The sequence below is a fragment of the Allokutzneria sp. A3M-2-11 16 genome, from assembly GCF_024213555.1.
In the GTDB taxonomy this organism is placed as follows: Bacteria; Actinomycetota; Actinomycetes; order Mycobacteriales; family Pseudonocardiaceae; genus Allokutzneria.
This window is the reverse complement of sequence record NZ_JANAVO010000008.1, coordinates 135,320-147,028: the sequence shown is the minus strand read 5'-3', so window position 1 is coordinate 147,028 and position 11,709 is coordinate 135,320. Positions and strand designations below refer to the sequence as shown.

The window sequence follows — 11,709 nt, the reverse complement described above, 5'->3', positions numbered from 1 at the left end:
GCGATGCTCCGAACGTTTCTGCTCAGTGGTCGGCTTGCGAGGAAATGGCCTTGGAGAGGTGAGCGGCGGCGGAAGCGACCTGCCGCCCGGTGTGCCAGAGGCGTTCTTTGAGCCGGTAGGCGGGCGCGGAGACGTTGATCGAGGCCACGATGCGGCCGCTGAAGTCGCGCACCGGGGCCGCGGCCGCGACGAGGTCGACGTCGAACTCCCCGTCCACCAACGCGTATCCGAGCTTGCGCGCCTCGCAGAGGCGGCGCAGGAAGTCCTCGGCGGTCGCCGGGGCGGCCGAGGACCGGACGGCCAGCCGCTCGTCGCCGAGCAGGCAGCGGACGTCGTCGTCGCGGTGGTCGAACAGCAGCACCCGGCCCGAGGAGGTGCAGTGCACCGGCGCGGTGCGGCCGACCCAGTCGACCGCCTCGATCATCTGGCGCGAGCTCTCCGAGAGGATCGTGAGCACTTCCCGGCCGTGCAGCACGCTGAGGTGCACGCGCTCCCCGGAGAGGTCGGAGAGCCTGCGCATCACCGGCGGCGCCAGCAACAGCAGGCGCTGGTCACCCGCCCGCGCCGCGAGGGTGAACAGCCGCCAGCCGAGCCGGTGCCTGCCGTCGGGACCGCGCTCCAGCACGCCGAGGTCCACCAGCGGCCGCAGCTGGCGCGACGCGATCGACTTGTCCCGCCCGAGCGCGCGGGCGAACTCCGCGACGGTCAGCCCGTCCCGGGAGTTGCTGATCGCCTCCAACGCCGCCAGCAACCGGGCGGCGGTGGAACGCGCTCCTTCGGACATGCCGTGCATCGTGTGCGCCCGGACGCGTCAGAGCAACGCCGCGTTGCAATAAATGCAACCCGCTTTTCCTTGTACGCTCAGCCATTCCCCGCTACAAAACCTGCCCCGCACAAACTGCCCACTCGAACACTCCACGCCCACCGCGCAGTGGTTCCCCCGTCTTCAAGTACAACGAACCCCGCCCAAAACCGTCGCAAACCGCCCCCAACCCTCGGCGGGGTCAGTAGCGGTTAACGACAGTTGGAGCGGGGGTCGGTGGTACTTGAAGACGCCCGAACCGGGCTACGCGAACAGGTTGTAGAAGCCGAACAGCCAACCCGAGCCGACGATGAGCCCGGCCAGCAGCAGTCCGCCGACGATGCCGAACAGCACGTCGCCCGCGCTGGTGGGGCGGTAGCACTCCGGGCAGTAGCAGCTCTCCGCCGGGTGCGTGATGTGGGTGGGACGGGCGCGGAGCGCCGCGCGCTGGGCCTGCGCGGCCCGCCTGCGGCGCTGCGGGACGCGCGCGGTGGGGCCGTACCGGTAAGCGTGAACCGGAGCGCTCATCGTGTGTCCTCCCCCTGAAGTCCCCATCAAGTGATCACCAGTAAGACGTGGACTTCCTCGGAGCGGTTGCGTGGCAAGCGTCTCGTAACAAGATCGTTGCTGCGCGCAACCCAGACGCACCAACGGCGCCCGTCGCAGGAGAAAACGACGGGCGCCGCGGCGGGGTCAGAGCGCGATGCCGAGCAGCGCGTCGACGGCGTCCCGGACGAGCGCCGGGGCACCCGCGTCCGTGCCGCGCCGGGTCAGCGCCTCCGCCGCCCAGCCGTCCACCGCCGCGAGCGCGCGCGGGGTGTCAAGGTCGTCGCCGAGGTGATCGCGCAGCCGCTCCACAAGGGACTCCGCGGACGGCCCGGCAGGCAGCGACACGGCCTCGCGCCACCGCCCGAGCCGGTTCTCCGCCGAGGCCAGCAGCGCGGCGGTCCACGACCGGTCCGAGCGGTAGTGGTCGGCCAGCAGCGCCAGGCGCACCGCCATCGAGTCGACCTCGTCGGCCCGCAGCTTGGACACGAAGACCAGGTTCCCCTTGGACTTCGACATCTTCTCGCCGTCCAGGCCGATCATGCCGCTGTGGCTGTAGTGCCGGGCGAACGGCGCCTGGCCGGTCAGCTGCTCCGCGTGCGCGGCGCTGAACTCGTGGTGCGGGAAGATCAGGTCCGAGCCGCCGCCCTGCACGTCCACCGTGGCGCCGAGGCGGTTGACCGCGATCGCCGTGCACTCGATGTGCCAGCCGGGGCGGCCAGGACCCAGCTCGCCGTCCCACGAGGGCTCCCCGTCCCGGGCCGCGCGCCACAGCAGCGCGTCCAGCGGGTGCCGCTTGCCCGGCCGGTCCGGGTCCCCGCCGCGCTCGGCGAAGTACTTCAGCATCGTCGGCTCGTCGTAGCCGGACTCGTAGCCGAAGCGCCCGGTGGCGGCGTGGTCGAAGTAGACGTCCGGGTGCTCGTCGTCGATCCGGTAGGCGGCACCGGAGGCGAGCAGCTTGCCGACCGCCTCGATGATCTCCGGGATGGCCGCGACCGCGCCGACGTACTCGCGCGGCGGCACCACCCGCAGCGCCTCCATGTCCTCCCGGAACAGCGCGGTCTCGCGCAGCCCGAGCACGACCCAGTCCTGGTTGTCCCGCCGCGCCCGCTCCAGCAGCGGGTCGTCGATGTCGGTGACGTTCTGCACGTAGTGCACCTCGTGGCCGTTGTCCAGCCAGATCCGGTGCACCAGGTCGAAGGCCAGGTAGGTCGACGCGTGCCCGAGGTGCGTGGCGTCGTAGGGGGTGATCCCGCAGACGTAGAGCTTGGCCACCTGACCCGGCGAGGTCGGCCTGACCTCGGCGGATGCGGTGTCGTAGAGCCGAAGCGGGCGGGGCGTGCCGGGCACGCGCGGGACCGGGACGGATGACCAGGGTTGCATGGTTACGACCCTAGACAGTTACCTGGCTCATTAACCACCTGGCTCATTAACCACCTGGCTCGTCGTCATCCCGCCGCCGAGGTGGTTCGGCCCGCCACAGCCGCCCCGGCCACCACACCGACCGGCCGATGTGGATGGTCAGCGCGGGCACCAGCAGCGAGCGCACCACCAGCGTGTCCAGCAGCACACCGAAGGCCACCAGGAACGCCAGCTGCGCCAGGAACAGCAGCGGCAGCACGGCCAGCGCCGCGAAGGTAGCCGCGAGCACCACCCCGGCGGAGGTGATCACGCCGCCGGTCACGGTGAGCCCGCGCAGCGTGCCGGTGACCGTGCCGTGCTTGACCGTCTCCTCGCGGACACGCGTCATCAGGAAGATGTTGTAGTCGATGCCGAGCGCGACCAGGAACACGAAGGCGAACAGCGGCACGCTCGGATCGGCGCCGCCCCAGCCCAGCAGGTGCTCGAAGATCAGCCCGCTGACGCCGAGGGTGGCGGCGAAGGACAGCACCACCGTCGCGGTCAGCAGCAACGGCGCCAGCAACGAACGCAGCAGCAGCGCGAGCACGAGGACGATCACCACGAGCACCGCCGGGATGATCACCCACCGGTCCCGCGAGGACGCCTCCTGCACGTCGTACTGCAGCGCCGTGAAGCCGCCGACCTTGGCCTCCGCGCCGGGCACCCTGTGCACCGCCTCGCGCAGCGTGCGCACCGTCGCGACCGACTCCGGCGAGTCCGCGGGCGCGGCGAAGGTGGCGAAGATCTGCACCTTGCCGTTGACGACCTTGGGCTTGAGCTGGCTCACGTCCGCGGGCGGCGGGGCACCGGGCGGCAGGTCGAACCCGAGCGTGACGTCGGCGATGCCGGGCACCCTGGCCGCCGCCATCACCGCGGGCGCGGCCTGGGCGTTGGCGATGATCGCCGCCGGGCTGCCGATACCGCCCGGGAAGTGCGCCGACAGCGCCTCCTGGCCGGTGACCGACTCGACCTTGGTGAGGAACAGGTCGGTCTGCGAGGTGCCCGCCGACTTGAACTGCGGCAGCAGCGCGGCCCCGCCGAGCAGCACCAGCGCGGTGAGCATCCAGGTCAGCCGGGGCCGGTTGCCCACGCCCGCGGCCACCCTGGCCCAGGAGCCGTGCTGCTCGACGTCGCTGGGCACCTTGGCGTGCTTGCCGGTCACCGCCATCGGCCGGAACGGCCAGAACGCCACCCGGCCGAAGATCACCAGCACGGCGGGCAGGAAGGTCAGGGAGGCCAGCAGCGACATCACGATGCCGGTGGCCGCGACCGGGCCGAGGCCGCGGTTGGAGTTCAGCTCGGAGAGCAGCAGGCACATCAGGCCGAGCACGACCGTGCCCGCCGAGGCCAGGATCGGTTCGAAGGACGCCCGGTAGGCCCTGCCCATCGCCACGTAGGGCGACGCGTGCCTGCGCAGCTCCTCGCGGTAGCGCGCGACCAGCAGCAGGGCGTAGTCGGTGGCGGCACCGAAGACCAGGATGAACAGGATGCCCTGGCTGGAGCCGGAGAGCGTGAGGACCTCGTTCGCGGCCAGCTCGTAGACCACGAACGTGGAGCTGGCCAGCGCGAGCCCGGCGGAGGCCAGCACCAGGATCGGCAGCAGGGGGCTGCGGTAGACCACGACGAGGATCAGCGCGACCACCGCGGCGGTCACCCCGAGCAGGAGCTCGTCGATGCCCTTGAAGATGTCGGCGAGGTCGCCGAGCAGACCGGCCGGGCCGGTGATGTAGGCGTTGAGCCCGGCGGGCAGGTTCTTGCCGATCACCTCGCGCAGCTCGGCGATGGTCCTGGCCAGCTTCGCCCCGTCCTGGGCGTCCAGCGCGGCCACGGCCTGCACCGCCTTGCCGTCCTTGGCCAGGTCGGGCGGGGTGATCTGGCCGTTCACGCCGGGCAGCGCGCCGAGCTGGACCAGTCGCTCCTGCAACGCGTTCTGGTCGGTCATGGTCAGCCCGGTCGGGCGCTCGAAGACCAGCACCGCGGGCAGCACGCGCTTGTCGGAGAACGTCGCCTGCAGGTTCGTCGCCTCGGTGGACTCCGCGCTCGCGGGCAGGAAGGAGGCGTTGTCGTTCTTCTGCACCTCGGCGAGGCGGCTCTGGAACTGGCTGCTGAACCCCCCGAAAACCAGCCACGCCAGCACCATCAGCGTTGGCAGCACCCACCGCCACCGCGGTCTTCGCCGCTGTTCGACCTCCACTGGGGAAGTCCTCCCCTCCGGTGTCGCCGATCTCCTCCGGACCCTCATCATGCCGTGTGATCAACTGTTCTGCGCAACGACACAGCGATCTTTCGAGTTGTCCTAGTTGGACAGTCGGTCATCCCCGCCGGTTGCGCAGGTAGTCCGCGACCACCGCGGCGCCGAGCCCGTCCGTCGTCGGTGCGAGCACCCGGCCGCCGGTCCGCCGCGCCACGGTGTCGACGAAAGCCGCCAACCTGGGGTTCTCGCCCAGCATGAACACCGTGATGCCCACGCCCCTGCGGGCCAGCGCGTCCACCTCGACCATGGTCTTCGCGATGGTCTCGCGCCGCGGCGGGTAGTCGAAAACGGCTTCGCCGTCGGGTTCGAGGTGCGCGGTCGGCTCGCCGTCTGTCACAACGAGTACCACCGGATGCGCGTCCGGGTGCCGCCGAAGGTGGCGTCCCGCCAGCATCAGCGCGTGGTGCAGGTTCGTCCCCTGCTCGTAGGTTCCTTCCAGGGCGGTGAGTTCGCCGATATCCACGCTCATCGCGTGCCTGCCGAAGGTGATCAGTTGCAGCTCGTCGGTGCGGAAACGCGTGCGCACCAAGTGGTGCAGCGCGAGCGCGGTCCGCTTCATCGGCACCCAGCGGCCGTCCTGGATCATCGACCACGAGGTGTCGACGCACAGCGCCACCACGGCCCGCGAACGCTGCTCCGTCTCGGCGATCTCCACGTCGCCGACGTCGATCGACAGCGCCTCACCGGTTCCCGCCGTGCGCAGAACCGCGTTCCCGACCGTGCGCGCCGCGTCCCACGGCTCGGTGTCACCGAAGCGCCACGGCCTCGTGGAGCCGGTCCGCTCCCCCGCCGCGCCCGCGCGGTTGGCATCGCGCTCACCCCGCACGCCGCGCAGCTTGCCGAGCACATCGCGCAACGTGTCTTCCCCCAGACGGCGCAACGCCTTGGGGCTCAACCGGAGGTCACCGTCCGGACCGCGCTCCAGCATTCCCTGGGCGCGCAACTGTCGTTCCAGGTCAGCGAGCGCTCGTGCGTCCACAGTGGACTGCTCGCCGAGGTGGCGCTCCAGCAGCTCGGCGTCGATGTCCTCCAGCCGCGCGCCCGGATGCGCCTGCGCCAGCTGTTCGGCGAGCTGGTCCAGCTCGCCCAGCTCCTGCAACGCCGCCGTCGCCTCGGCCATCCCCATCGGCTGGTCACCGCGGAACCGGCCGCGCCCCGCCCAGTCCTCGCCCGGCCGCAGCGCACGCAGCTTGTCGTCCACTTTGGACAGTGCTTCGGCCAGCCTAGGGTCGCCGAACGCCTGCCGCGACAGCTCCGCGAGTTCGGCGCGCTGCTGCGGGGTCATCGAGTTCAGCATCCGCTGCGCCGCCGCCGACCGGGCCGCGAGCGAATCGATGAGTTCGTCGGTGGTGCGCGGGTTCTCCGGGAAGAACTCGCCGTGCTTGCGCATGAACTCCTCGAAGCGCTGCTGCGTGTCGGCGCGCCCCTGCGCGTGCGCGGACAGCAGGTCGTCGAGGTCGGCCAGCATCTCGCGCACGCGCTCGGCGTCCTCCGGCCGCGCCTGCTTCAGTGCCTCGGTCATGCCCTTGAACCGCTGCTCCACCATCTGCTGGCCGAGCAACTGCTGGATCTCCTGGTAAGCCTCGGCCGCATCGGCGGAGCGCCAGTCGTAGTCCGCCAGCTCGCGCACGGCCCCGCCGACGTTGTTCGGCACCATGTCCAGCCGCATCTGCCGGAACTGGGCGTCCTCGCTGCTGTCCGAGTCCAGCTCGCGGCGCTCCGCGGCCATAGCGCGATCCAGCAGCCGCCGAGCTTCCTGCAAAGTCCCGTCGAGCCGGTGCCTGCGCTGCAACGCCGCACGTCGCTGCCACACCTGCCGCGTCAGCTCGTCCAGCCCCCGGGTACCCGGCACGCCCTGCCGCAGCAGCTCGCGCAACGCGGACTCCGGTGAGGTCCCCGCCATCACCTCGCGCCCGATCTCGTCCAGCGCCGCCCGCAGGTCCGGCGGCGGCGCGAGCGGGTCGCGCCCGCCCTCCCACGGTCCGTACCGGTAGCTACCGGGCTCAGCCATGGCCACCTCCCTGCCCCAGGCTGCCACGCCCGACCAGCGCGGGACCACGTGCATTCCCGGCTGCGCCGTTCGGCAACCCCGGGGTGCCGATCAAGAACCAACCGGGTGATGATGGGCAGCGTATGCACAGCCTCACCTGCCCCCTCACCGGAACCGAGGAGCGCCAGTGACCAACTGCGCCGTCCTCGCCGCCGCCGAACCCCTCGCCGGGACCGCCCCGGTCGCGGCCACCTGGCTCTGCCTCGAACAGCCGGGCCCGTGGGGCAACGACGCCCTGGTCGACAGCCACCTCGACCGGCGAGTCGGCGCCGAGCTCGCGCGCCGCATGAAGGAGACCGGCATCCGGATCGTGCTGATCCGGCGGCCCGGCCGCCACCCCGACCTGCACCACCCCCGCCCGCGCCGGGTCTACCTCGCCTCCACGCGCCCGGGCACGAGCTGGCTGCGGCGGCACACCATCGAGGACCCCGAGGAACTCCTCGACCTCGACTTCACCACCCCCTTCGGCACACTGACCACTGATCCGCTGCTGTTGGTGTGCACCAACGGAAAACGCGACCGCTGCTGCGCCCTCCTCGGCCGCCCCATCGCCGCGGAACTCGCCGCCGAACACGGCGAGGCGATCTGGGAGAGCACCCACACCGGCGGGCACCGCTTCGCCCCCGCCGTCGTCGCCCTGCCGACTGGTTATGTGCACGGAAGGCTCGATGGCCCGCAAACCCGGGAACTGCTGAAAGCGACGGCTGCGGGGGAAATGATGCTTCAAGGCTGTCGCGGCCGGGCGACGTGGAGTCGGGAGGGTCAGGCCGCCGAGCTAGCTGTTCGCGGGATTATTCGGGAGGTGGGCGCGGACTCGCTGTCGGTTGTTTCCGCGACGTCGGATTTGGTTTCTGTTCGGCATGTTGATGGGCGGGAGTGGGTGGTGCGGCTTGCCGCTACGCCGTTGCCCGCTTGGCCGAATAGTTGTGGCAAGGCGGCGGTGGAGGGGCTTTCTTTTTCTGTTTCTGATGTTCGGTTGGTTTAGGCTGGGCTTTCAGATCGCGTCGGTACCAGCGTGGGGTCGGCTTGACCTGGGGGCCCCTTGCGCGTGCCCTTGGGCCTCACAGGGGCACGGGATGAAACCCCGGCCCTCGCGACAAGCGTATGGCACGCGCACCCCAGGTAAAGCCGACCCATTCTCGTTCGCGGCCTGCTGTTTCGTGGGGGTTGCGTTTCGGGCTTTTCGGGCGCCTGGCAATTCATCCTTTAGAGCCATGATCGACTATTATTGTGCGATAAAATGGGGACATGATCCTCGATACTACTGACGCGCGAGTCAAATCAACCTTCACCGGCATCGGCACAGCGGTCGTTGCATTTCTGGTGGCGTTGATGGAGTATGTCGCTCAGCTCCGGCCCGCTGAACGTGAGTACGCCGAAGAGCTACTGATGCCACTGTTGCGGATCTCCAAGGAGAAAGCATCACGACTCCTGGCCAAAGCCGCCGATCTCACCGCGCGCCCCGTGGTCTTGCAGGCGCTGGCCGAAGGCCGCGTGGACGAGGGGAAGGCGTTGATGATCGTCGAACTCCTTCAGGGTCTCTCGGCGGTGCAGGCCGCCACCGCTGAGGAAGCTCTGTTGGCGCATGCGGAGAAGAACGCCTACTCCGCCACTCGCCAGTACGCGCGCCGCTACATCGACCGGCTCGACCCCAAGGCGGTCGAACACCGTCATGAGGAGAAGCGCAAGCAGCGCAGGGTGGAGAAGACCAACCTTGACGACGGCATGGCATCACTGCGGCTGATCCTGCCCGCCCTCGACACCGCCCTGGCCTTCGATCACATCGACGCCATCGCACGCGGTCTGCCCAAAGACGGCCGCACATTGGACCAGAAGCGCGTCGATGTGGCCCTGGACTTGTTGTTGGGTAAGGAAACCGGTGCCGCGCAGGGTCAGGTGACGGTGAACCTCACCATGGCGATCAGCTCCCTGATCGGCATGGACGACGATCCGGCCATCCTGCAAGGGCACGGGCCGCTGCCGATCAAGATCGCCCGGGATGTCGCCGCAGGAGGGATCTGGAAGCGCATCCTGACCGACCCGGTCACCGGGATCGCCGAGGACGTCACCACCTACCGGCCCACCGCGAAGCAGCGGGAACTGATTGCCGCCCGCTACCCCCACTGCACGATGATCGGATGCCGACAGCCGGTGCACCGCTGCGACCTCGACCACTGCTGCCCCTTTGACGGAAGCAACACGTCAGTCGACAACCTCCGGCCGAAGTGTCGGCGGCACCACCGGATGAAGCACGAAACCAGCTGGCAGTGCCAGAACCTCGAAGACGGACGCCACGTGTGGACCACGCCAGATGGCACGGTCTACGAATCAGAAATCGAGCCCATCGGAGAACCCGCGCCCTTCTAACATGATCCTCCGAGGGGGATCACGATGACGAAGACCGGCAGAACAGTGCTCCTGGGCGGGATCGCGGTGTACGCGGCGGCGCTGCTGGGGGTGTTCCTCAGCGGACACACGGCGTTGCGGTACACAGCGGACCACGATGGGACGCGGCCGTTGTGGCTGATGTGGACACCGGTAGTCGCCGGACTGGTGGCGGCGATGCTGCTGGCACCGAAAAAACCGGCGGCCGATCCGTTCACAGGGACGGAACCGCGTCGGATCGCCTGGCAGGCATGGGCGTTGGCGGGGTTGGCCGCCGCGTTCGCGGTGGGCTACTACCTGTCGCCGCGTGGCGATCTGTGGTTCCTGGGATTGAAGCTCGCGTTGCTGTTGGTGATCCCGCTCGCCGTTGTGCGGGTGGGCTGGCGGGAATGGTCCACTGTGGACCTCCAAGGGCGGTGGCTGCGGCCGATCGCGGTCGTGACCGTCTACATCGGACTGATCACCGTGCTGATGCCGTGGAGCGGGCCGTCCGCGCCGATCGTGGTGATGGTGACGGTGTTCCTGGCGAACTCCTTGCTGGAAGAGGTGTTCTACCGGTTCTGGTTGCAGACGCGGTTGGAATCCCTCTACGGGCGGTGGCCCGCGATCATCGTGTCCGCGCTGCTGTGGGCCGCCTGGCACGTGGCGATCCAGGGCGGCGGCAACGGCCTGCCGCTGGACCTGGCCTCAGTCGTGGCCAACCAGGGGGTCACCGGGATCTTCCTCGGCTACCTCTGGTCCCGGCACCGCAACCCCTGGGCGCTGATCCTGGCTCACGGGCTGGTCAACGCCCCGATCGCCATGATCATCGCAGCGGTCTGAGACACCGGGGACGGCGGCGGCGAACAGGCCGCGGCCGAGGTCGTGCGGGTCGTCGAGGCCGAGCTTGCCGAGCGCGTCATCGGGCAGGGCCAGCAGGGAAATGGAGACACCGAGGAAGTACGCGTCCAGCAGCGCCGCGTCGCGCGGAGTGGTGTCCAGCCCGGCGGAGCGGTGCACGGCGATCACGCCCTCGGCGTTGGCGCGGACCATCTCCCCCAGGGCCTCGCGCACCTCGGGGCGGCGCACGCCCTCCAGGTACAGCTCGAACAACGCCAACGTTTGGGTGCGGTCACCGGAAACGGCCCTGGCCAGCATCGCCGGGTACAGCTCGCGGACCTGGTCCGGGCGCACCCCGACGGGCGTGGTCTCGCGGAGCACCTGCACGGCGGCGCCGTGCTCGTCGGCCATCCGCCGCGCGGCGGCGACGAGCAGCGCGTTGCGTGTGGGAAAGTAGTTCTTGGCGGTACCAAGGGGAACTTCGGCCTCGCGATCCACCGCGCGATGGGTGAGACCGCGGCCGCCCTCCCTGGCCAGCACCTCGATCGCCGCGTCCGCCAGCAGCTCGCGGCGCGAGTGTGCCCGTACTCCAGAAGCCATATCCGTCCCCGCCCAACTACCACAACAGGGGTACCCTAACTGTGGTGCCGCGGGTTCGGCCACTCGGGCCCCGCCGAAACCAGGTCGTGCGTCCTTCCGCGCTGTGCCAAGGTCTGCGCCATGTCCGTTTCCCGTTGTGCCCTGCTGCGCTGGCAGTTCGACTTCACGTGGTCGCTGTTCGAGTACCACCTCGACCGCGTCGAACCCGAGGATTTCCTGTGGGAGCCCGGAAAGCTCTGCTGGACCGTGCACCGCGGCGAGGACGGCGTGTGGCGCCCGGACTGGGACGAGACCGAACCGGACCCGATCCCGGTACCCACGATCGCGTGGATCACCTGGCACATCGGCTGGTGGTGGAGCACCGCGATCGACCACGCGCGCGGCCGGACCCCGCGCGAGCGCGTCGAGATCACGTGGCCGGGTGACGGCGCGTCCGCGGTGGCGTGGCTGCGCGATCTGCGCGCGGAGTGGGTGACCGTGCTGGACGGGCTCTCCGAGGCCGATCTCGACGTCGAGGCGCGGTTCCCGTGGCCGCCCGGCCCCGAGCACCAGGTCGCGCACATGATCGCCTGGCTGAACGCGGAGCTGATGAAGAACGTCGCCGAGATCGGCGAGCTCTGCCTGCTCCGCCGAGCGTCCTAAGTAGACGATCAGCCCGCCATCGCCGCGTCCGGCGCGCCCGCCGTGCCGATCAGGGTCTCGCCGAGCAACACAAGGCGCAGCCCGCAGACGCAGTGCGCGTAGCGGACCGCGCCGGTCGAGGTGTGGTGGGCGGAGGTCACCGCGTCCCCGGCGGGCCATCCGCAGTTCGGGCAGGTCACCGCGTCCGGAATCTCATTGCGCTGCATGCCC

10 protein-coding genes and 1 pseudogene are annotated in these 11,709 nt (G+C 69.9%); 4 read left to right on the top strand and 7 right to left on the bottom strand.

Features of this window, described 5'->3' with window-relative positions:
* Window positions 1–22: 22 nt before the first annotated feature.
* The 5 genes from NLX83_RS30695 to NLX83_RS30675 all read right to left on the bottom strand — a co-directional run bounded on the left by NLX83_RS30695 (window position 23) and on the right by NLX83_RS30675 (window position 7,014).
* Window positions 23–784 carry an IclR family transcriptional regulator gene (locus NLX83_RS30695; protein ID WP_254238708.1) on the bottom strand — a complete coding sequence of 254 codons (762 nt, stop codon included), beginning with the start codon at window positions 782–784 and terminating at the stop codon, window positions 23–25.
* 282 nt (window positions 785–1,066) lie between these two features.
* Window positions 1,067–1,330 (bottom strand): hypothetical protein, encoded by a 264-nt coding sequence (locus NLX83_RS30690; protein ID WP_254238707.1) that lies wholly within the window; start codon window positions 1,328–1,330, stop codon window positions 1,067–1,069.
* Between the two features lie 165 nt (window positions 1,331–1,495).
* Window positions 1,496–2,731, bottom strand: a complete 1,236-nt coding sequence (gene mshC / locus NLX83_RS30685; RefSeq protein ID WP_254238706.1) for a cysteine--1-D-myo-inosityl 2-amino-2-deoxy-alpha-D-glucopyranoside ligase — start codon at window positions 2,729–2,731, stop codon at window positions 1,496–1,498.
* A 46-nt stretch (window positions 2,732–2,777) separates the two neighbouring features.
* A complete protein-coding gene (locus NLX83_RS30680) occupies window positions 2,778–4,889 on the bottom strand; it encodes an MMPL family transporter (RefSeq protein ID WP_254238796.1) in 2,112 nt (703 codons plus the stop codon).
* A gap of 172 nt (window positions 4,890–5,061) precedes the next feature.
* Window positions 5,062–7,014, bottom strand: coding sequence for a vWA domain-containing protein (locus tag NLX83_RS30675; RefSeq protein ID WP_254238705.1), 1,953 nt, complete (start codon window positions 7,012–7,014; stop codon window positions 5,062–5,064).
* 166 nt (window positions 7,015–7,180) lie between these two features.
* Here NLX83_RS30675 and NLX83_RS30670 point away from each other — a divergent pair, with 166 nt between their 5' ends.
* The 3 genes and pseudogenes from NLX83_RS30670 to NLX83_RS42085 all read left to right on the top strand — a co-directional run.
* Complete coding sequence (locus tag NLX83_RS30670; RefSeq protein ID WP_254238704.1) at window positions 7,181–8,038, top strand: sucrase ferredoxin; 858 nt, start codon at window positions 7,181–7,183, stop codon at window positions 8,036–8,038.
* Window positions 8,039–8,301: 263 nt separating this feature from the next.
* Window positions 8,302–9,420 (top strand): HNH endonuclease signature motif containing protein, encoded by a 1,119-nt coding sequence (locus tag NLX83_RS30665; protein ID WP_254238703.1) that lies wholly within the window; start codon window positions 8,302–8,304, stop codon window positions 9,418–9,420.
* A gap of 24 nt (window positions 9,421–9,444) precedes the next feature.
* Window positions 9,445–10,170, top strand: a pseudogene (locus tag NLX83_RS42085) (CPBP family intramembrane glutamic endopeptidase); the annotation flags it as partial.
* On the opposite strand, the gene NLX83_RS30655 reads toward NLX83_RS42085, so the two are convergent.
* Window positions 10,126–10,857, bottom strand: a complete 732-nt coding sequence (locus tag NLX83_RS30655) for a TetR/AcrR family transcriptional regulator (RefSeq protein WP_254238702.1) — start codon at window positions 10,855–10,857, stop codon at window positions 10,126–10,128. The pseudogene NLX83_RS42085 and the gene NLX83_RS30655 sit on opposite strands and share 45 nt — an antisense overlap.
* Window positions 10,858–10,977: 120 nt before the next feature.
* Here NLX83_RS30655 and NLX83_RS30650 point away from each other — a divergent pair, with 120 nt between their 5' ends.
* Window positions 10,978–11,499, top strand: a complete 522-nt coding sequence (locus tag NLX83_RS30650) for a DinB family protein (RefSeq protein ID WP_254238701.1) — start codon at window positions 10,978–10,980, stop codon at window positions 11,497–11,499.
* An 8-nt stretch (window positions 11,500–11,507) separates the two neighbouring features.
* On the opposite strand, the gene NLX83_RS30645 is transcribed toward NLX83_RS30650, so the two are convergent.
* Window positions 11,508–11,705 carry a hypothetical protein gene (locus NLX83_RS30645; RefSeq protein WP_254238700.1) on the bottom strand — a complete coding sequence of 66 codons (198 nt, stop codon included), beginning with the start codon at window positions 11,703–11,705 and terminating at the stop codon, window positions 11,508–11,510.
* Between the last annotated feature and the right edge of the window lie 4 nt (window positions 11,706–11,709).